21 protein-coding genes and 3 tRNA genes are annotated in these 19,913 nt (G+C 68.7%); 15 read left to right on the top strand and 9 right to left on the bottom strand.

The genetic code is table 11. From position 1 onward, the window contains the following. Positions 1 to 1,085, bottom strand: a 1,085-nt coding sequence (locus AC5RUH_RS14905; protein WP_494128960.1) for a coiled-coil domain-containing protein, incomplete at its 3' end; no start/stop codon positions are given. Positions 1,086 to 1,470: 385 nt separating this feature from the next. Continuing rightward, positions 1,471 to 1,842 (bottom strand): metallopeptidase family protein, encoded by a 372-nt coding sequence (locus tag AC5RUH_RS14900; protein WP_494001987.1) that lies wholly within the window; start codon positions 1,840 to 1,842, stop codon positions 1,471 to 1,473. Between the two features lie 146 nt (positions 1,843 to 1,988). Between AC5RUH_RS14900 and AC5RUH_RS14895 the strand changes: the two genes are divergently transcribed. From AC5RUH_RS14895 to AC5RUH_RS14850, 10 genes are all read left to right on the top strand, one after another. Beyond that, a tRNA-Glu gene (locus AC5RUH_RS14895) sits at positions 1,989 to 2,061 on the top strand. 85 nt (positions 2,062 to 2,146) lie between these two features. Then, a tRNA-Asp gene (locus AC5RUH_RS14890) sits at positions 2,147 to 2,220 on the top strand. Positions 2,221 to 2,278: 58 nt separating this feature from the next. Continuing rightward, positions 2,279 to 2,354: transfer RNA gene (locus AC5RUH_RS14885), tRNA-Phe, on the top strand. 95 nt (positions 2,355 to 2,449) lie between these two features. Beyond that, on the top strand, positions 2,450 to 3,220 hold the full coding sequence (locus AC5RUH_RS14880; protein ID WP_494013335.1) for an MBL fold metallo-hydrolase: 771 nt from the start codon (positions 2,450 to 2,452) through the stop codon (positions 3,218 to 3,220). A 224-nt stretch (positions 3,221 to 3,444) separates the two neighbouring features. Next, positions 3,445 to 4,011: a hypothetical protein gene (locus AC5RUH_RS14875; RefSeq protein WP_494128959.1), complete on the top strand. Its 567-nt coding sequence runs from the start codon at positions 3,445 to 3,447 to the stop codon at positions 4,009 to 4,011. A 47-nt stretch (positions 4,012 to 4,058) separates the two neighbouring features. Beyond that, on the top strand, positions 4,059 to 4,598 hold the full coding sequence (locus AC5RUH_RS14870) for an Asp23/Gls24 family envelope stress response protein (protein ID WP_494128958.1): 540 nt from the start codon (positions 4,059 to 4,061) through the stop codon (positions 4,596 to 4,598). A gap of 31 nt (positions 4,599 to 4,629) precedes the next feature. Beyond that, on the top strand, positions 4,630 to 4,821 hold the full coding sequence (locus tag AC5RUH_RS14865) for a hypothetical protein (protein ID WP_494001991.1): 192 nt from the start codon (positions 4,630 to 4,632) through the stop codon (positions 4,819 to 4,821). Beyond that, a complete protein-coding gene (locus AC5RUH_RS14860; protein ID WP_494128957.1) occupies positions 4,818 to 5,282 on the top strand; it encodes a hypothetical protein in 465 nt (154 codons plus the stop codon). The genes AC5RUH_RS14865 and AC5RUH_RS14860 overlap by 4 nt, the downstream gene beginning before the upstream one ends. Then, entirely contained in the window at positions 5,279 to 5,893 is a 615-nt protein-coding gene (locus tag AC5RUH_RS14855; RefSeq protein ID WP_494128956.1) for a hypothetical protein, read from the top strand. The genes AC5RUH_RS14860 and AC5RUH_RS14855 overlap by 4 nt, the downstream gene beginning before the upstream one ends. Beyond that, the gene (locus AC5RUH_RS14850) at positions 5,890 to 6,501 is read left to right on the top strand and encodes a hypothetical protein (protein WP_494128955.1); all 612 of its coding nucleotides are present in this window, start codon (positions 5,890 to 5,892) and stop codon (positions 6,499 to 6,501) included. The genes AC5RUH_RS14855 and AC5RUH_RS14850 overlap by 4 nt, the downstream gene beginning before the upstream one ends. Here the strand turns inward: AC5RUH_RS14850 and AC5RUH_RS14845 are convergent. After that, the gene (locus tag AC5RUH_RS14845) at positions 6,498 to 8,351 is read right to left on the bottom strand and encodes a glycoside hydrolase family 13 protein (protein ID WP_494128954.1); all 1,854 of its coding nucleotides are present in this window, start codon (positions 8,349 to 8,351) and stop codon (positions 6,498 to 6,500) included. The genes AC5RUH_RS14850 and AC5RUH_RS14845 overlap by 4 nt on opposite strands. A 241-nt stretch (positions 8,352 to 8,592) precedes the next feature. On the opposite strand from AC5RUH_RS14845, the gene AC5RUH_RS14840 reads away from it, so the two are divergent. From AC5RUH_RS14840 to AC5RUH_RS14825, 4 genes are all read left to right on the top strand, one after another. Beyond that, a complete protein-coding gene (locus AC5RUH_RS14840; RefSeq protein ID WP_494001996.1) occupies positions 8,593 to 9,942 on the top strand; it encodes an ABC transporter substrate-binding protein in 1,350 nt (449 codons plus the stop codon). A 97-nt stretch (positions 9,943 to 10,039) separates the two neighbouring features. Next, entirely contained in the window at positions 10,040 to 11,005 is a 966-nt protein-coding gene (locus tag AC5RUH_RS14835; RefSeq protein ID WP_494128953.1) for a carbohydrate ABC transporter permease, read from the top strand. Then, positions 11,002 to 11,958, top strand: coding sequence for a carbohydrate ABC transporter permease (locus tag AC5RUH_RS14830; RefSeq protein ID WP_493977240.1), 957 nt, complete (start codon positions 11,002 to 11,004; stop codon positions 11,956 to 11,958). The genes AC5RUH_RS14835 and AC5RUH_RS14830 overlap by 4 nt, the downstream gene beginning before the upstream one ends. Positions 11,959 to 11,965: 7 nt before the next feature. After that, on the top strand, positions 11,966 to 12,976 hold the full coding sequence (locus AC5RUH_RS14825) for a LacI family DNA-binding transcriptional regulator (RefSeq protein ID WP_494128952.1): 1,011 nt from the start codon (positions 11,966 to 11,968) through the stop codon (positions 12,974 to 12,976). A 32-nt stretch (positions 12,977 to 13,008) separates the two neighbouring features. Here the strand turns inward: AC5RUH_RS14825 and AC5RUH_RS14820 are convergent, their stop codons facing one another. Together AC5RUH_RS14820 and AC5RUH_RS14815 are read right to left on the bottom strand one after the other, a co-directional pair. Continuing rightward, positions 13,009 to 13,833, bottom strand: a complete 825-nt coding sequence (locus tag AC5RUH_RS14820; RefSeq protein ID WP_494002000.1) for a DUF8083 family protein — start codon at positions 13,831 to 13,833, stop codon at positions 13,009 to 13,011. A gap of 1 nt (position 13,834) precedes the next feature. Beyond that, positions 13,835 to 14,638, bottom strand: coding sequence for an exodeoxyribonuclease III (locus tag AC5RUH_RS14815; protein ID WP_494074400.1), 804 nt, complete (start codon positions 14,636 to 14,638; stop codon positions 13,835 to 13,837). 105 nt (positions 14,639 to 14,743) lie between these two features. Here AC5RUH_RS14815 and AC5RUH_RS14810 point away from each other — a divergent pair, with 105 nt between their 5' ends. Then, a complete protein-coding gene (locus tag AC5RUH_RS14810) occupies positions 14,744 to 15,346 on the top strand; it encodes a uracil-DNA glycosylase family protein (protein WP_494049111.1) in 603 nt (200 codons plus the stop codon). A gap of 129 nt (positions 15,347 to 15,475) precedes the next feature. Here the strand turns inward: AC5RUH_RS14810 and nadE are convergent, their stop codons facing one another. The 4 genes from nadE to AC5RUH_RS14790 form a co-directional block, all read right to left on the bottom strand. Continuing rightward, complete coding sequence (nadE, locus tag AC5RUH_RS14805; protein ID WP_494013323.1) at positions 15,476 to 16,300, bottom strand: NAD(+) synthase; 825 nt, start codon at positions 16,298 to 16,300, stop codon at positions 15,476 to 15,478. A gap of 338 nt (positions 16,301 to 16,638) precedes the next feature. Further along, complete coding sequence (locus AC5RUH_RS14800; RefSeq protein WP_494023881.1) at positions 16,639 to 17,634, bottom strand: sugar phosphate isomerase/epimerase family protein; 996 nt, start codon at positions 17,632 to 17,634, stop codon at positions 16,639 to 16,641. Further along, complete coding sequence (locus tag AC5RUH_RS14795) at positions 17,624 to 18,817, bottom strand: Gfo/Idh/MocA family protein (protein WP_494024858.1); 1,194 nt, start codon at positions 18,815 to 18,817, stop codon at positions 17,624 to 17,626. Before AC5RUH_RS14795 ends, AC5RUH_RS14800 begins: the two co-directional genes overlap by 11 nt. 86 nt (positions 18,818 to 18,903) lie before the next feature. Beyond that, positions 18,904 to 19,752 carry a sugar phosphate isomerase/epimerase family protein gene (locus tag AC5RUH_RS14790; RefSeq protein WP_494128951.1) on the bottom strand — a complete coding sequence of 283 codons (849 nt, stop codon included), beginning with the start codon at positions 19,750 to 19,752 and terminating at the stop codon, positions 18,904 to 18,906. Positions 19,753 to 19,913: the final 161 nt, after the last annotated feature.

Raw genomic sequence — 19,913 nt, 5'->3', positions numbered from 1 at the left:
GGCGCAGGCGTCGAGGGCCGTGACGCCGGTGGCGGGGTTGACGGGGTTGCCGGCCGGGAGGTTGCCGGCGGGGTCGACGGGGATGCCGGGCGGGAGGTTGCCGGCGGCGCTGCGGGCCGGGCCGGCGTGATGTCTTCAGAGGCCGCTGCAACGGTGGAGCCCTGCGGGTTGGAACTGCCGCCGGCGGGCCGCGGGGCGGCGGCGGCCTCCTGTGCCGACTGCTCGACCAGGGCCTGGAGCTGTCGATCCTGCTCGGCGCGCTCCAGCGCGGTGATGCGTGCGTCCTCTTCACCGGTGCTGGTTCCGCGCAGTTCGGCCAGATGTTCCAGCAGCGCCTGCCGCTGTTCCTCGTAACGGACCACGAGCTGCTCCTGCGCGGCGCTGGCGGCCTTCGCATCCGACTCCGCCGCCTCCGCGGCTACTGCCGCGTCCCGGGCGGCCTCTTCGGCCTGGGTGACATAGAGCTCCCAGGCTGCCCACAGCTGGGCGGCCTGCTGGGATTCGCTCAGGGTTTGCGAGCGGTTGGCCGTCAGCGCATTGAGCGTGGAGGCCTTGTACAGCACGTCGCCGGCGTCCTTGCTGTCCAGCAGCGAGCTGAGGCCGGGGTTGACGCCGCCGTTCCGGTAGAGTTCACCGGCCAGCTGTCCCACCTGGTTCTTGACCGAGTCGAAGTACCGCGCGGCCTGCGACGCCTTGGCCTTGGCGTCGGCGAGTTCAGCGGTCCGCTCCTGCTGCCTCAGCAGGGACTCGCTGTAGGCGTTCTGGGAACGCATGGAATCGAACTGCGCGTTGGCAAGGTTTCCCGAAGCCGCCTTGAGCTGCTCCTCGATCCGGTTCACCAGGGCCTGGGTGGCCGCTGCATCGCCCTTGGCGTCGTCGATCTCCTCGCCGGAAGGCAGCGTGGGCGCCGCCGGCAGGATGATCCGCTGCGATGTCACCTGCGGCAACTGTCCGGCCGGTGCGGCGACGGCCGGCGCCAGGGCCGGAACGCAGATTAACAGGGCGGTAGCCGAGAAGAGCGCGACGGTGCGCCTCGGCGTCGTCGATCGATGCGGGGCGGGACGCCCCGAGGGAAGCAGCCTCATCCGAACGGGTCCTTACTAGGAGCGCAGTAAATGCACGCGCCCTTTCGGGACGGCCGGCCTTGGGGCCGGAACGGTCAAATGTGCGAACGGGTGGCACCCCAACTAGACCGAACTGCATTCACACAGCACGTTGAGGATATGCAACATCAGTCACAGTTGCAACATTTGTCCCACCCATAACATAAACAACATCAGTGTCATTTGAACAGCATTGGCGAGGAACCGGCGTGTCACGAGGTGGTTCAGGGCACTTGAAGCGTGCGGCCGGGAGCCGTGCCGGCGTGGGCCCGCTGTGCCGACTTCAGCCAACGGGCCTGCTGTCCCGCGGCCAATGGGTCCTGCTTTATGTGGCCGCCGAGTGTGTCCCGAAGGGGCGCGGCGGGGGTCAGCCCCAGCCCAGTTCGTGCAGGCGGGCGTCGTCGATGCCGAAGTGGTGGGCGACCTCGTGGATCACGGTCACCAGGACCTCGTGGACCAATTCTTCGCGGGAGGAGCACATCCTTTGGAGGGGGCCGCGGAAGACGACGATGCGGTCCGGCATGGACCCGGCGGCCCACCAGTGGTCCCTCTCGGTGAGCGGCGTGCCTTCGTAGACGCCCAGCAGTTCCGTCTCGGGGTCTTCCCAGGGCTGCGGGGTGTATTCCTCTTCGACGAAGATGCCCACGTTGGTCATCTCGCGCATGATGTCTTCCGGGATCTGGTCGATCGCGTCGTTTACCGCGTCCTCGAATTCCGGCAGGGACATCTCCATCGGCATACAGCCGACTTTACCCGCGGGCTGCGGCCTCGAAAGCGCCCGGGTGGAGGCCGTGGCAGGCCGCGTTGGCCGGTTTTGGTTTTTCCCGGGACAGGCCCTATAGTTTTATAGGTCCACAGCGGGGAAATGAATCCCAAGTGGTCCTGGCCCCCATCGTCTAGCGGCCTAGGACACCGCCCTTTCACGGCGGCGGCACGGGTTCGAATCCCGTTGGGGGTACGCGAGACGTCATGAATGGCAGCCCGCTGGAGTGGTCAGAACCGCTTCGAAAGGCTGGTAGGATTGAGTCTCGTAAAAAATGCAAGGCCCTGTAGCGCAGTTGGTTAGCGCGCCGCCCTGTCACGGCGGAGGTCGCGGGTTCAAGTCCCGTCAGGGTCGCTTTGGTTTCCGGAGCGATTTCGGAACGCCATCGGTGATCATCGCAAGATGTTGCCACGGCTCTGTAGCTCAGTTGGTAGAGCGTTCGACTGAAAATCGAAAGGTCACCGGATCGACGCCGGTCGGAGCCACCAGCAAAACGAAGCCCCGCAGTCCTGGTTCAGGGTGCGGGGCTTCGTCGTGTCCGCCCGCTCTGTCCCCCTCCGGCTTCGTCGGGCACCATGGGTGCATGAGCGAAACCGCAATCACCCACATTGGCGGTCCGACGGCCTTGCTGGAGTTCGGTGGCTGGATGTTCCTGACCGACCCCACCTTTGATGAACCCGGCGAGTACCCGGCAACAGCCGGAACGCTGGTGAAAACCTCCGGGCCCGCCGTCCAAGCCGCAGACCTGCCGGTGGTGGATGCCATCCTCCTCTCGCATGACCAGCACGCGGACAACCTGGATAGATCCGGCCGGCGCCTGGTGGAATCCGGCGACGCCAAGGTGCTCGGCACGCTGGAGGCAGCGGACCGGCTCGCGACGGTTACCGGGATGGCCCCGTGGGAGCGGACAGTCCTCGAGGCCGCCGACCGGCCCACTGTCACGGTCACCGCCGTCCCGGCCCGGCACGGACCCGAAGGATGCGAACCGGTGACCGGCACCGTGACCGGATTCGTCCTGACAGGGTTCGACCTCCCGACTGTTTACATCAGCGGCGACAACGCCTCGCTGGACGTGGTAGACGCCGTGGCGGCACGTTTCGCGCCGATCGCCACGGCGGTGCTCTTCGCCGGAGCCGCCCGCGTGGGGGCCTTCGACAACGCCCCGCTCACCCTCACCGCCGACGCCGCGGTCGAGGCGGCGCGCACACTGGACGCGGCCGCCGTCGTGCCGGTCCACGCAGAGGGCTGGCAGCACTTCAGCGAAGGCCACGAAGAACTCCGCGCCCGGTTCTCCGCCGCCGGACTCGAAGACCGGCTCCGCATCCCCACACCGGGGCGGAAACTGGCCCTGTAGGCTGACGCGCCGGCGGACCGCCCGCCGTCCAGATGGACGCTCCCGCCGAACTGGTCGCCGAACTCATCGAGTCGACCACCGACAAGCCGGTCCACGTGGCGCGGCGGCCGCTCCCGGCTCCCAGTTTCCACTCAGGCTCACTGGCCTACCATGGAAGGGATTTCCCGTGCCGCCTGCACCTGATGAGGCACCGGACCAGGGGGACGATTGGAGCGAGGAGCATCGTGCAGGCCCTTTTAAAGGCGACGGCCGTCGGCATGGCAACCGCCGTCCTGCTAACGTCCTGCAGCGACGCGGGCCCAACGCCGGAATCGGCGACGACGGCGCCCGCCCCCGTCGCTGTGGACGACACCGAAGCGACGGCGCCCGCGGAAACACCCCCCGCATCTGTCCCCGCCACCGACCGACCGGCCACGTCGCCGCCCGGCCAGGCGCCGACGTCGGACTGGGCTGGTCCCGCCGACGGGAGCGGGGGAGCCGGAGGAGACGCCGCTGACTGGGGCAGCTATAAGAGCCGGGACCACGCCTGCGCCGCCGTGGCCGCAAACGTCGCCTCCCTGCTGCTGGTCCCGCTCGGCTTCATGACCGGCGTGGAGGACTCCGACCTGGAGGCGCTGCAGGATGAGCTGGACGAATTCAGCCGCGACGTTCCGCCGCGGCTGGGGGACCACCTGGACAGGGTGGAGGACCAACTGGATCACGCGTCCGCAACCGGCCGCTTCGACGCTGCCGGGTTTGCCCGGGCCCTGCAACCGGTGAAGGACTGGCTGTCCGAACACTGCGGGGAATGAGGCGTTAGGCTTGCCCTGAGAGTCATCACAGCGTCAGGGGAGAACAGATGCACAACGAGGATCGGCCTGCTGCCCCGTCCGCGGGCGAATCGCCCGGGGCACACCCGGTGACCGCCCCTGTCGGCGTCCCGGGCGCGCCGGCGCCGGCCCCGGCAGCGGTTGACCCGCATCAGCCTGCAGGCCTTGGCATCCCGGACGCCCCCGGACGCACCACCATCTCCGAAGCCGCCGTGGCAAAGGTCGCGGCCGTCGCCGCCCGCTCCGTCCCGGGGGTCTACGCGCTGGGCAGCGGCACGGCAAGGGCGCTGAGTGCGCTGCGGGATGTCGTGGGCGGCAGCGACGCCGGCCAGGGCGTACACGTGGAGGTCGGCCAGACGCAGGTTGCCGTGGACATCAGCCTCGTGGCCGTTTACGGCAAGCCGCTGCAGGAGTTGGCGGGCGCCGTGCGCGAGGCGGTGTACACCGCCGTCGGGCAATTGGTGGGGCTGGACGTGATCGAGGTGAACGTGGAGATCAACGACGTCCACGTGCCCGGCCTGGACGCCAAGGCTCCGGCGGAGAAGCCGGTGCGGCAGGCGGCCCAGTAACCGGATGTTCGGGACGGCGAGAGGAACAAGGATGAGCTACACGGTAGTCGGCATGGGCGTCGGTGCGGTGCTGGCGTGGGCCGCGCTGGTGTTTAACTTCTGGGGCTTCCTGCTGATGGCGGTCTTCCTGATGGTGGGGGCGTTGCTGGGCCGCGCCGCGGAGGGCAAGCTTGACTGGCGCAGCATCCGGGATGCGCTGACCGGACGCCGCTCGTCTTCATGACGGAACCCGTTGTGGACGCGGACGAACTGCCTCCCCGCCCGGAAGGACCGCCGCCGGCCGGGCGGCCGGACGGACCGCCCCCGGCGTCGCTCCCCGCCGCGCCGCCCGGGCAACACTATGCCGGACATACCCGGGTCAGCACACAGGCGTTGACCAGCACCGCGCAGGGGGTTGCGGCGGAGGTGCTGGGCATTTCACCTTCCCTCGTCCGTGCGACGTGGCGGGACGACTCCGGTTCCCTCGCGTTGTACCTGGCCCTTCCCGTCGGCATTCCCTCGCTGAACCGGGTAGTGCGGGACCCGCACCTGGTGGACGGCTTTGGCGGATCGGTCTGGGACCGGGCGCACGCCGCCAAGGGAGCCATCCTGGAGAGGATCTCCCGGATCAGCGGTTCGAGGTTGAGCCGGGTGGACATCAGGGTCACCGGCATCCGCGTGCAGGAAGGAGGCCGGGTCCGGTGAGCACCGACGTCAAAACCGGCGGGGGGCCCGCTGACTTGCGCCCGGGCGACGAGCGCCTGGCGAGCCGGGAACTGCGCAGTTCCCGCGCCATCGCCGCGGTGATCGCCGCCGTCCTCGTCGGGCTGGCCTGCCTCTACCTGCTGCTCGAAGCGGCGCTGAAGGCGATCGGGCAGCGCCCGTGGCTGGCCACACCGGAAGAGATGGCGGGCTGGATCCATCAACTGCCGGGAAACGTCGCGCCGACCGTCCTGGGCGCGTCCGGAGCGCTGATCCTGTTCCTCGGTCTGCTCTTCTTCCTGCAGGGCGTGCTCCCCGGACACCTGCACCGGCACCGCATTCCCGGCCGCCGCGGCGTCGTCGTGGTGGACGATGAGGTCATCGCCGCCTCGTTGGCGCGACGCGCGCGCATCGAGGCGCAGGTGACGCGCGAGCAGGTGCTGGTGGTCGTCTCGCGCGGGCTGGTGGATGTCCGGCTCCGGCCAACCTCCGGCCAGCCGGTGGATGCCGACGCCGTCCAGGCCGCGGTGGAAGACGAGGTCCGCGGGGCGCGCATCAGCCCGATTCCGCAGGTGCGCGTGTTCGTTTCCAGTTCGGGGGTGGTGGGACAGTGAACCAAACGCCCCGGACATTGAACCGCATCCTGATCACCCTTTTGGGGCTGCTGCTCATGGTGGCCGGCGGCACCGCGCTGGCGCTGGCGCTGGTTCCCGCGCTCGCCGGCCGGTGGCAGGCCGCCACGGAGCAGGCCGGCGCCAACCTGGGGACGGTTTTGGACGCCACCACCCTGCCCGGCCAGCGGGACAGCTGGCTGTGGATTGTGGTGGCGCTGGTGCTGCTCCTGATGGTGCTGCTGATGATCGCGTGGGCCGCTCAGCAGGGCAAGGGCCGCACCGGTACCATCGCCGCGGATTACGACGGCGCGGGCGACCCCGGCGCCGTCTGGCTCAGTGCCGCCGTGGCCGAGCAGGCGCTGCGCGATGCGCTGCGGGAACGCGACAGCATCCTGCAGGCAACGGTCACCGCCTACGACTACGAGGGCGGCGGCGGCCTGCGCGTCCGGGTGGTTCCGCGCCTCGGGGTGTCCCCGCAGGCCGTGGCGGACGAAGTCTCCGACCTCGTGGAGGCGCTGGACCTGACCGTCGGATTCAGCTTCCCGGTGGTCATCCACCTGGTGGCCGGCGCGCGCTCGCGGCTGGTCCGCGCCGACCGCGTCCGCTAGCCGGACTGCCCGTCGGCGGCAGTGGCAAGCCAGACGGCCCCGTTGGGCTGCAGCATCCCGTCGGAGACTGCTCCCTCCTGCGACTCCAGCACCAGGGAGGCGCCGTCGGGCAGCCGGGCGGCGGACCTGCCCATGTTGGCCAGGACCTGGAGGGTCCCGTTGCGGTAGCTCAGGATCCCAGATCCCGGATTATGCTCTGCGGCCCATTCCAGGCTGCCGTGGCCCAGCTTCTGTTCCGCCCGCAGGCGCAGCGCCGCCCGATGCAGCTCGTAGGTGGAAGCTGCTACTCCCACCTGCCGATCCACCGCATAGCGCGCAAAGCTCTCGGGCTGCGGCAGCCACGGTTCATGCTGGGTGGAGCCCCACCCGTAGCCGTGCGCCTCCGCGCGCCAGGGGATCGGCACCCGGCAGCCGTCGCGGCCACGCTCTTCGCCGCCGGTGCGGAAGAACGCGGGGTCCTGGCGCACTTCGGCCGGCAGGGCGGTGTGCTCCGGAAGGCCCAGCTCATCGCCTTGGTAGAGGTAGGCGGAGCCGGGCAGCGCCAGCATCACCAGCGCCGCGGCACGGCCGCGCGCGTGGCCGAGTTCCTCATCGGGCCGTTCGTCGCCGGGGCCAATGCCCTTGGGGTAGGTGGTGGGATCCGCCAACCCGTACCGGGAGCTGTGGCGGACAGTGTCGTGATTGGACAGCACCCAGGTGCTTGGCGCACCCACCGATGATGCAGCGGCGAGCGAATCGTCGATGCTGCGGGCCATCCGTCGGGCATCCCAGCCGGCGAGCAGGAAGTCGAAGTTGAAGGCCTGCTGCATCTCGTCGGGCCGGACGTAGGCAAAAAGCCGCTCGGCGGGCTCGACCCAGGCCTCGGCGACCAGCATGCGGTCGCCGTCATACTCGGCCAGGACCTTGTGCCATTCCCGGTAGATCTCGTGCACGCCGTCCTGGTCGAAGTAGGGCGGGGTCTCCGGATGCAGGCGCTCCTCCTCCCGGGCAACTGCCTGCTGTGCCGCCGCTTCGCGGGCATCCGCCGCGGCGGGTTCCAGCACCTGTTCCTCGGACGCACGGGCATCGGGGGTGGGCGAGGCGCCCGCGGGCCGGCCGACCGCCGTTTCGTCACCGTCGGGCAGTGCGTCGTCGCCCGGGAGCCGCTCGCTGCCGGCCACCATCGAGGTCTTGGCCGCCCAATCCGGCAGGCCCTCGGCCTTGACCAGGCCATGGGCCACGTCAATCCGGAAGCCGTCCACGCCGCGGTCCAGCCAGAACCGCAGAACGGAGACCATTTCGGCCCGGACTTCGGGGTTCTCCCAGTTCAGGTCCGGCTGCGAGGAGTCGAACAGGTGCAGGTACCACTGCCCGGGCGTGCCGTCGGGTTCGGTGATCCGGGTCCAGGCATCGCCACCGAACACCGACTGCCAGTTGTTGGGTGGCTCGTCACCGTCCGGGCCCTTGCCGTCCCGGAAAATGTAGCGGGCACGTTCGGGCGATCCGGCCTCGGAGGCCAGCGCGCCCACGAACCATTCGTGCCGGTCGGACGTGTGGTTCGGCACCAGATCGACAATCACCCGCAGGCCCAGCTCGTGGGCGCGTGCCAGCAACGAGTCAAAGTCGTCCAGGCTGCCGAACAGCGGGTCGACGTCGCGGTAGTCCGCCACGTCGTAGCCGGCATCGTTTTGCGGGGAGACGTAGAAGGGCGAAAGCCAGATGGCGTCCACCCCCAGGTTCTTTAGGTAAGGGATCTTGGCGCTGATTCCGGGCAGGTCGCCCATTCCGTCGCCGTTGTGGTCGGCGAAGGAGCGCGGATAGATCTGGTAGATGACGGCGTCGCGCCACCAGGGAGCGTTTGCTGCGGTCATTGGCTCTCCTCGATTCGGGGGGTCAGGACCACTTCCAGCCTAATGATCTCTGAGGCCGAACAGACAGCGCGGCCGCGGATGCGGCGCACATCACGATTCGGCATCGAACGCCACCGCCTCGAAAATGTGCCTTGCGACACACTGTGTAAGCGTTTACGTTACGAGTTATCAGATGGGTACTTGGTGGGTTCTTCCTGACCAGCTCAGCTCTGTCGGGGCCACCGGACAAAGGAGTCACAACATGCACTATGCACGCTCCAGAAAGGCCGCCCTGCCGGTGGCCGCGCTCGGCGCCATGGCACTGACACTGTCCGCCTGCGGGGGAGGAACAGAATCCGAAGAGTCGCCGGCGCCCGCCGCAGACTGCGCCGCCTATGAGGCCTACGGCACCTTCGACGGCGCCGAGGTCAGCGTCTACTCGACCATCACCGATGCCGAGCAGGATCTGCTGGAGAATTCCTGGGTGGACTTTGAGGAGTGTACCGGGATCGACGTGGTGTACGAGGGTTCCAACGAGTTCGAGACGCAGATCGGTGTCCGCGCCCAGGCGGGCAATCCGCCGGACGTGGCGATCTTCCCGCAGCCCGGACTGCTGGCCGCCCAGGCCCAGGCCGGCTACCTGAAGCCTGCGCCCCAGGAGGTGTCCGACCTGGTCGACGAGAACTGGTCCGAGGACTGGAAGACCTACGGCACCGTGGACGGCACCTTCTACGCCGCCCCCATGCTGGCCAGCGTGAAGGGCTACGTCTGGTACGTTCCGGCCACGTTCAAGGAGAAGGGCTGGGAAGTTCCGAAGACCTGGGACGAGATGATGGAACTCACCCAGACCATCGCCGACGAGGGCACCATGAAGCCGTGGTGCGCAGGATTCGAGTCCGGCGAGGCCACGGGCTGGCCGGGCACCGACTGGATCGAGGACGCGCTGCTGCGCCAGGCCGGACCGGATGTTTACGACCAGTGGGTCAACCACGAGATCCCGTTCAACGATCCGCAGGTGGCCGAGGCCTTCGACGCCGTCGGCGACATCCTGAAGAACGAGGACTACGTCAACGGCGGCATCGGCGACGTCCGCTCGATCATCTCCACCTCGGTGGACGACGGCGGCATCCCGGTGATCGACGGCACCTGCGCCATGCACCACCAGGCCACGTTCCAGGCGGCCAACTGGCCGGAAGGCACCAACGTGGCCGAGGACGGCGACGTCTGGGCGTTCATCACTCCCGGCCAGGAGGCCGGCGCCAGCGCCATCACCGGTGGCGGCGAGTTCGTGGCAGCCTACACCGAAAGCGATGAGGTCTCGGCCTACCTGCAGTTCATGGCCTCGGCCGAGTTCGCCAACAACCGCGTGAAGCAGGGCGCCGCGATCAGCGCCAACAAGGGCCTCGACCCGGCGCTGGCCGCCAGCGACCTGGACCGCCAGTCCATCGAACTGCTGCAGTCGGAGGACACCACCTTCCGGTTCGACGGATCGGACCTGATGCCGGGCGCGGTCGGCGCCAACTCCTTCTGGAGCGGCATCGTGGAGTGGATCAACGGCAAGTCGACGCAAGAGGTCGTGGATTCCATCGAGGCCAGCTGGCCCAAGGACTAGGCAGCCGCCGGCAGCCCGGCCGCACCGCCTGCGACCCGATGCAGGCGGTGTGGCCGGGCACGGCCTGTCCCTTCCACGCACCAAGGAGGTAAGTGCCATGGAGGACGTTGGCGAAAAGCTCGTGCAGGTGGCGATCGCCCTGGCGGTCTTCGCCGCGATCATCGCCCTGATCATGCTGTTGGTGGACCGGGCGCCGAAGTCGTTCCGCGATAAGGCGACGATCATCGGGTTCCTGGCCCCCGCCGTCGTGCTCCTCACCATTGGGCTGGTGTGGCCCGCCATCCAGACCACGTACCTGGCGTTCACGGACCGCGCCGGAACGCCGAACGGCCTGGACAACTTTGTGTGGATGTTCACCCAGCCCGAAGCGCTGGTCACGCTGCGCAACACGCTGCTGTGGGTGGTCCTGGTGCCGCTGCTGTCCACCGGCATCGGCCTGGCTTACGCGGTGTTCATCGACCGGGCGCGCGGCGAGAAGGCGCTCAAGGCGCTGGTGTTCATGCCGATGGCCATCTCCATGGTGGGCGCCGGCGTGATCTGGAAATTCATGTACACGTACCGCGGCGGCGAACGCGAACAGATCGGCCTGCTGAACCAGGTGTTGGTGTGGTTTGGCGGCGAACCCAAGCAGTTCCTGCTGGACGCGCCGGAGAACACGTTCTTCCTGATCGCGGTCATGGTCTGGATCCAGACCGGCTTCGCCATGGTGATCCTCTCCGCGGCGATCAAGGGCATCCCCACCGAAATCGTGGAGGCCGCCCGGCTGGACGGGGCCAGCGCCTGGCAGCAGTTCCGTTCCATCACCATCCCGTCCATCCGGGGGGCACTGATCGTGGTGGTCACCACCATCACGATCGGCACGCTGAAGGTCTTCGACATCGTGCGGACCATGACCGCCGGAAACTTCGAAACCTCGGTGGTGGCCAACGAGATGTACACCCAGGCGTTCCGCGCCAACGAACCCGGACGCGGCGCCGCGCTGGCCTTGATCCTGTTCCTGATGGTGCTGCCGATCGTCGTCTACAACGCCCGGCAGCTGAAGAAGCAGAGGGAAATCCGATGAGCGCAACGCCTGCCATCCCCACCGCTCCCGACGCCGTCCTCGCCAGCACCACCGAACAGCAGATCCCGATCACCCGGCGGGTTAAGCAGCGCCTGACCTCGCGCGGAGCCACCGCGGCAGCGATCATCATCGCCGTCATCTGGACCGTGCCGACCTTCGGCCTGTTCATTTCCTCGCTGCGCCCGGAAGACAACATCCAGGCCAACGGCTGGTGGAACATCCTGGGCGACCTGCAGTTCACCACCGAGAACTACACGGATGTGCTGGCCTCCAAAGGCGGGTCCGCGTCCAATCTGGGGCAGTACTTTATTAACTCGCTGGCGATCGTCATCCCGGGCACCCTGATCCCCCTGGTGATCGCCTCGATGGCGGCCTACGTTTTCGCCTGGGGCCGGTTCCGCGGCAAGGACACCTTGTTCATTGTGGTGTTCGCGCTGCAGATTGTGCCGCTGCAGATGGCGCTGATCCCGCTGCTCTCGCTGTTCATCAACCTCAAGATCGGCGAGTTCCAGCTGCTGCCGGCCGGAACCTACGCCCAGCTGTGGATCGCGCACACCATCTTCGCGCTGCCATTGGCCATCTTCCTGCTGCACAACTTCATCTCGGAGATCCCCGGGGAGGTCATCGAGGCGGCGCGGGTGGACGGCGCCGGGCACGCGACAATCTTCTGGCGGATCATCCTGCCGCTGTCCGTGCCGGCGATCGCCTCCTTCGGCATTTTCCAGTTCCTGTGGGTCTGGAACGACCTGCTGGTGGCCCTGGTGTTCTCCGGAGGCACCGCCGACGTCGCGCCGATCACCCAGCGGCTGGCCGAACTGACGGGCACCCGCGGCGACGAGTGGCACCGGTTGACCGCCGGCGCGTTCGTTTCCATGATCGTGCCGCTGGCGGTGTTCTTCGGCCTGCAGCGCTACTTTGTCCGCGGCCTGCTGGCTGGTGGCCTCAAGGGGTGAGCACGCCGTGACCGGGATCGACGACGTCGCGCGGGCCGCCGGCGTCTCGACCGCAACGGTTTCCCGTGCCCTGCGCGGATTGTCCGGGGTCTCCACGGCCACCCGCGACCGCGTGCTGGCGACCGCCGACTCGCTGGGCTACGTGCCGTCGTCGTCGGCGGCCCACCTGGCCTCGGGCCGCACGAGGGCCATGGGCGTGCTGCTGCCGGTGATCGACCGGTGGTACTTCGCGTCCGCGCTGGAAGGCGTGGACCGGGTGTTGCGGGCGGCCGGCTACGACCTGATCGTGTTCAGTCTGGGCGGCACCGGCACCAACCGTGAACGGGTGTTCCACCGGTCCATGCTGCGCAAGCGGATCGACGCGCTGTTGGTGATGTGCATGGAGCTGACCGCGGACGAACTGGCGGCGCTGCAGGCGCTGGAGTATCCAAACGTGATCGTCGGCGGGCAGGTGGACGGTTTGCGCAGCGTGAGCGTGGATGACACCGCCGCGGCCGCCGAGGCCGTCGAGCATCTCATCGGGCTCGGGCACACGCGGATCGCGCACCTGCAGGGCGGCGGCGCCTACGGGATCGACTTCGACGTGCCGCGCCGCCGCGAGCTGGCCTTCCGGGACACGATGGCCCGGCACGGGCTGCGGGTTCGGCCGGAATGGCTGGCGATGGGTGACTTCCGGTTCGCCGGCGGCAGGGCTGCCGCCGGCGCGCTCCTCGACACACCCGGGGAACGGCCGACGGCGATCTTCGCCTCCGCGGACGAGATGGCCTTCGGCGCCCTGAGGGCCGCGCAGGAGCGCGGGCTGCGGGTGCCCGAGGACGTCTCCGTGGTGGGCATCGACGACCACGAGTTCGCCGAGCCGATGGGGCTGACGACCGTCCGGCAGCGGCCGGACCAACAGGGGGCCTACGCGGCCCGGCTGCTGCTGGCCGAACTGCAGGGAAAGGCGCGGCTGGACGTGCCGCGGGTCCAGCCCCACGAACTGGTGGTCCGGGCCTCGACCGCCCCGCCGTCGTCGTGATTGCCGGTTGGCTCCGGGCCGGCGGTCAGCGGTCAGGAAGCGCGGGCCAGTTGGCGGATCTTGATCCAGCGGCCGGCGAGCCGGCGGTAGGCGGCGGCGGCTCCGGTCATGTCGCCGTCGGCCAGCGATTCGATGCCGGCGTGCACGTCCGAGGGCGATTCGTCCGGGTAGACCAGCTCGGCCACGCGGCCGTAATCCAGCTCCACGATGCCGTCCGCGGTGAAGGTTTCCAGCCACTCGGTCAGCTCCGTCAGTTCTTCCAGCAGGTCCAGGCCCGGGGCGGCCAGGGCCAGGGAAGCCGCCGCGTAACGGGCCCGGTCGATGCACTGCGGGACCGGGGCAGCCAGGCGGACCGTCTGCAGCGTGTGGTCGCTCTCCACCTTTTCGGTGTGGTCGTCCTCGCGGAACAGCACGAACCAGCCGAACGGGATGCCCCAGGTGGAGCTGCGCGTATGCAGCTTGGCCAGGGCGTCCACAAAGTTGTCCGGGTCCAGCCGGGACTGCTGGGCGTCCCTCGCCGCTTCGGGCACCAGCAGCCCCAGCAGCGGATCACGCAGGCTGCTGGAGAGCGATTCCGCGGCCAGGGTGCTGCGGACGGCCAGCTGGTTGGGGCAGTACCGCGGCGTGGTGATGCCCTCGGGCGTCGGATAGTGGAGGACCCGGATCAAGTCGTCGCTGGAGTGCGGAAACGGGTCCGACACGGTGCGGGTGATCCGGCGCAGCGAATCACCGCGGTCCAGGTCCTCCGTGACGTCCCTGCCCCGGCCGCGCTGGCTCATGATGAGCAGCTGCTGGTCGTCGTCGAACACATCCAGTGGTTCGAAGACCCGCAGGTAGGAGACGTACGGGAACTTCATCTCAGTCCAGCTCCGCGATGACCGGCGCGTGGTCCGAGGCGCCCTTGCCCTTGCGCTCTTCGCGGTCGATCATCGCCCCGGTGACGCGGGAGGCCAGCGCGGGGGAGCCGAGGATGAAGTCGATACGCATGCCTTCCTTCTTGGGGAAGCGCAGCTGCGTGTAGTCCCAGTAGGTGTAGACGCCCGGCCCGGGGGTGTGCGGGCGGACGACGTCGACGAATCCGGCCTCTTCGAACGCGCGGAAGGCGGCGCGCTCGGGTTCGGTCACGTGGGTGGCGTTCTGCGCGCGGAACCAATCGATGTCCCAGACGTCGTCGTCGGTGGGAGCGATGTTCCAGTCGCCCATCAGTGCGACGGGGAGCGTCGGGTCCGCCTGGATCCAGCCGGCGGCCTCTTCCTTGAGGGCCTTGAGCCAGTTCAACTTGTAGGGCATGTGGGGATCGTCGACCGTGCGGCCGTTGGGGACATACAGGCTCCACACGCGCACGCCGCCGCAGGTCGCCCCGATGGCACGGGCCTCGGCGGCAGTCGTGTCCTCGGTCTTGCCGAAGTGCGGCTGCCCGTCGAACGTCCGTTCCACGTCATCCAGGCCCACCCGTGAGGCGATGGCCACGCCGTTCCACTGGTTCAGGCCGAAGTGCGCCACCTCGTAGCCGTTCTTCTCGAACAGGTCCCACGGGAAGTTCTCATCCTTGGCCTTGGTCTCCTGGATGGCCAGCACATCCACGTCGGAGCGCTGCAGCCAGGACTCAACGCGGTCGGCGCGGGCACGGATCGAGTTCACATTCCAGGTAGCAATCTTCACAACAGCTACGTTACCCAACGGCGGCAGGCTGTGCTCGCCGCTCGGGCGGCTCGGGCCCGTCGTCGGCTCCCCACGGCCCCAAGGCTTCAGGGGTATGTTGGATAGATGTTTGCTGATAAGCCGCAGTCTTTAGCAGATCCACTCGAACGGCAGCGGCGGCAAGCCATGCTGTCATCCGAGCCAGCCATACAGAAGCTTGAGGAATGGCGGGACGCCTACGCGCGGACCCGCACCGAACCCGTCCCGCATTTTGACCCGGCGGATGCGGGCGTTGAGGCGCGGGTGCTCTTTCTGCTCGACAGCCCGGGAAGCCAGACGGTCACCGCTGAGGGGCCGGGATTCGTGTCGGTAGACAACCCCGACCAGGCGGCCGAGCGGTGCTGGAACGAACGCCAGGAAGCGGAGCTGCACGAGGGGGTTCTCCTCTGGAATACGGTGCCGTTTTTCCTTAACGGCGCCGAGCCGACTCCGGTCCAGACAATAGCCGGCGTCAAGGCGCTCAAGTCCGTCCTGGGGCTGCTGCCTCGGCTCCAAGCCGTCGTGCTGTGCGGGACGTTCACCAAAACTCAATGGGCGAAACACATGGGTGCGTTCACCCGCCCGACCGTCATCAAGGCGCCCAGCCCCGGTGGCAGGGCGATGATCAGCCGGAAAAACCAGGATGAGTTCCGCAAGGCAGTGATGCGGGCGAAGAGCCTGGTCGGCTGACGCTTCAGCCGCCCGAGCGGGTGGCAGATCCTCAGGCGGGCTGTGCTTCACCCGCCTGGCCAGATGGCCAGATGGCGGTCAGCGGCAGGCCGGCCGGCCGCGCCTCGCCTGGCCGAGTGACGGTTCCGCCTAGCCCTGCCACCATTTGTCGAGGATGGACACCGGGGTGGTCCGCTTGTGCCGGGTCATCAAGTAGCGCTGCTCGATCTTTTCGGCGACCTCGTCGGGGATGGCGCGGCCCTCAAGGTAGTCGTCGATGTGGTCGTAGCTGATCCCCAGTTCGTCCTCGTCGGTGCGGCCGGGCGTGGTGTCCAACAGGTCTGCCGTCGGCACCTTGTGTGCCACCTGGTCGCTGGCACCAAGGTGCACCAACAATTGCCGGTTTTGCCGCTTGTTGAGTCCGAACAGGGGCAGCACGTCGGCGGCGCCGTCGCCGAATTTCGTGAAGAAGCCGGTCACCGACTCGGCGCCGTGGTCCGTGCCCAGCACCAGGTAGTTGTGCTGGCCGGCCAGCGCGTACTGGGCCATCATCCGTGCCCGGGCCTTGATGTTGCCCTTGTTGAAGTCGGTGATCTCTTCGCCGGTCGTCGTCGTGAATTCGGACTCGAAGCCGTCCACGGCCGACTTGATGTTGAACGTCCACGACGTTTTCGGCCGGATGAAATCCATGGCTGCCTGCGCGTCGGCTTCATCGTGCTGGACGCCGTACGGGAGGCGCACGGCCACGAAGGTGGCTTCGACGCCTTCTGCCTCGAGTTCGTCGACCGCCAGCTGGGCCAGCTTGCCGGCGAGGCTGGAGTCGACGCCGCCGCTGATGCCCAGCACAAAGCCTTTGCTGCCGGTGGTCTTAAGGTACTCCTTGAGGAATCCGACGCGCCGTGCGACTTCCTGTGACGGGTCGATGGAGGGCTGGACACCCATTTCGTCAATGATCGTGGCCTGGAGTTCGCGCATGGCCACAGCCTACTAAAGGTCCTGGCCAGCTGCAGGAGTTCGGCGGGCAGGTCCGCACGGCTCAGCCCAGGGGCCCCGGTTGTCCTTGTTTTGGGCGGCCCTTCGGCATCGCCGCAGGTCAGGGCCGCATCGGTTTCCAGAACGTGGACAATTCCTGCAGAACTTGGACAGCCGGCGTGTTTGGGCAGGCAGGAAGCACTTTCGCTCCCACGTCTTGGATGGATCTCCGGCATCGCCGCAGGTCAGGGGCTTAAGACCTCCCGAAACGTGGGAAGTTAGGCCCATACGTGGGAGCGTACCTGGGAGCGAACGGGTCGGCCACCGGTGCCCCACCGCCCCTACTGCTTGAACGCGGCGTCGAAGGAGGCCTGCGGCGGATCGAAGTCGAACCCCTTGAGGAACCGCAGGGCTTCCGGCGCCCCCTGCAGCCGGTCCATTCCGGCGTCTTCCCACTCCACCGAGATCGGCCCGTCGTAGCCGATCGCCGCCAGCGCCCGGAAGCTGGCCTCCCAGGGCACGTCGCCGCGCCCGGTGGAGACGAAGTCCCAGCCGCGCCGCGGGTCGCCCCACGGCAAATGCGATCCCAGCCGCGTGTTGCGACCGGTGATCCGCAGCTTCGTGTCCTTGCAGTCCACGTGGTAAATCCGGTCCTTGAAGTCCCAGATCAACGAGACCGGGTCGATGTCCTGCCACATCATGTGGCTGGGATCCCAGTTGATGCCGAACGCCTCGCGGTGCCCCAAGGCCTCCAGTGCCCGCACGGTCGACCAGTAGTCGTAGGCGATCTCGGAGGGGTGGATCTCGTGCGCGAACCGGACCCCGCACTCGTCGAACACGTCCAGGATCGGGTTCCACCGGTCGGCGAAGTCCCGGTAGCCGCCCTCGATCACGTCCGCGGGCACCGGCGGAAACATCGCCACGTACTGCCAGATCGAAGACCCGGTGAATCCCACCACCGTCTTCACGCCGAGCCGCTGCGCCAGCCGCGCCGTGTGCTTCATCTCCTCGGCCGCCCGCGCCCGCACGCCCTCCGGCTCGCCGTCGCCCCACACGCGTTCGCCGACGATCGCCTGATGCCGGAAGTCGATCGGGTCGTCGCACACCGCCTGGCCCTTCAGGTGGTTGGAGATCGCCCATACCCGCAGGCCGTTGCGCTCCAGGATGCCGAGCCGGTCGGCGATGTAGTCGTCGTCGTCCCAGCGCCACGCATCGAGGTGGCCGCCGGACACCGCGATCTCCAGGCCGTCGTAGCCCCAGCCCGCGGCCAGTTCGGCCACCTTCTCCAGGGGCAGGTCCGCCCACTGGCCGGTGAACAGCGTGAAATTACGGGCCATCGGTTGCTCCTGCATAGTCGGCGCGGGTGTCGGTTTCGGCAAGGACGACGGCGGTGCCCGCCTGCCCGGCGCTGCGCACCATCGCGTCCAGCACCTTCTGCACGGCCAGGCCGTCCTCGAAGCTTGGGCTCGGTGCCCGGCCGGTTGCCACCGCGGCCAGGAAATCGGCGGCCTGGCTGGTGAACGTGTGGTCCCAGCCGAGCACGTGGCCCGGCGGCCACCAGGCCTGCAGGTACGGGTGCGTCTCCTCGGTGACCAGAATCCTCGCCGCGCCCGCGAGCCCCGGCGGGGCCCCGGCGTCGTAATAGGAGAGCTCGTTGAGCCGCTCCAGGTCGAAGCCCAGATGCCCGGCGGACCCGTAGACCTCGATCCGCAGCGCGTTCTTGCGGCCCGCGGCCATCCGGCTGACCTCCAGGCTGGCCACCGCGCCGGAATCGAGCCGCAAGGTGGCCCACGCGGCGTCGTCGACCGTCACCGGTTCGGGCCCGCCCGGGCCCTGCCGGGTTTCGACGAACGTGTTGAGCGTGGCGGAGACCGACGCGACCCGCGCGCCGAGCAGGAAGTGGATCTGGTCCACCGCGTGCGAAGCCAGGTCGCCGAGCGCCCCGGAGCCGGCGGTCTCGCGGCGCAGCCGCCACGTCATCGGGGCGGTGTCGTCGGCCAGCCAGTCCTGAAGGTAGGCGACCCGCACCTGCCGTACGGCGCCGATCCTGCCTTCGGCGATCAATCGGCGCGCCAGGGCCAGCGCCGGCACCCGCCGGTAGTTGAAGCCGACCATCGACTGGACGCCGGCCTCCCCGGCTGCGCGGGCCGCGGCGGCCATGCGCTCGGCTTCGGCCACCGAGTTGGCCAGCGGCTTCTCCACCATCACGTGCTTGCCCGCCTGAAGCGCGGCGACGGCCAGGTCGGCATGCAGGTGGCCGGGGGTGCAGATGTCCACGACCTGCACATCGTCGCGCTCGAGGACGGCCCGCCAGTCCGTGGAGCCCTCCGCCCAGCCGTACCGGGCCGCGTCCCTTGCCACGCCGTCGGCATTCCGGCCGACCAGCACCCGCCGGGCCACCGCGGGCCCGCCGGGATAGAAGGCGGACACGTTGCGCCAGGCGTTGGAGTGGGCCTTGCCCATGAAGGCATGCCCCAGCACCGCCACCCCCAGCGGCGGCGACTCCGGATTGGCGGTCATCGTCTTCTCCTTCGTGCTCGTCGGTCGGTGGTGCGGCGGGATGGGCTGCCCTCCGGGCCCGGGCTGCGCCTCGACGCGGGAACGGGTTAGAGGCTGCGCAGGAATGCCAGCCCGTCCTCTGCCAGTTGATCCTGGCTCGGCGCCAGCGGCCGCCAGATCGATGCGGCCGTCGCGATGGCCGCGTTCTCCTCAGTGAAACTCTCGATGTTCAACGGGCCGGCGTAGCCCACGTCGTCCAACGCCTTGACCAGCGCCGGCCAGTCGGTCTGGTCGCCGCCCGGCGCCCCGCGGTCGTTGCCGCACACCTGCAGGTGGACCAGGTGTTCGCCGGCCGCACGGATGGCGGCGGCGCTGGAGCGTTCTTCGATGTTCAGGTGGTAGCTGTCCAGCGCCAACCCCACCCCGTGGCCGAGCAGCGGTCCCAGCGCGTCGAGCGCCTGTTCCACGGTGTTGACCAGCGAGGTCTCGTACCGGTTGAGCGGCTCGATTCCCAGTACGACGCCGGCCGCCTCGGCTTGGGCGGCCAGCGGCGCCAGGTTCTCCCGGAGCTGGCGGTACGCAGTGGCTCGGTCTTCGGCGTCGATCCGCCACACCCGCCCCGTGCTGGCGTAGAACGGACCGCACACCGCCGGCGCGCCGACGTCGTGTGCCAGGTCGATGCAGGCCGCCAGATAGTCCTGGGTTGCCTGCACCGACCCGGCGTCGGCCAGGACCAATTCGCGGCCGGGTGCCATGGCGCCCACGATGTAGGGCAACAGGTGCGTGGCCGCGAGGGCGTCCCGGGCGGTGCCGGCGGTAAAGTCGCCGACGTTCTCCAGCGGCAGTTCGACGCCGTCAAAGCCCATGCCGGCGATCTTCGCCAGCAGTCCGGGCAACTCGGTGTCGCGCAGCGGCGACTGCCACACCCAGGTGTTGACGCCGATCGGCCGGTCCATTGATCCTTCTCCTTTGTCTGCCGCTGCTGGTGGCAGCTCGCTCGTCCAGTTGCCGCCGGACGCCGCGCCGCGGTCCCGCCCGGCTGACCGCCGGGGGGGGGCCGGCGGTCACCTGTCCCCGCCGGAGTTGGCGGGGCGGCCCGGCCCCCCCCCCCGGCCCC

Source organism: Arthrobacter sp. Y3223166 (assembly GCF_059090935.1).
Note: the sequence above shows the minus strand (reverse complement) of the source record. Positions and strands in the feature narration are given on the sequence as shown.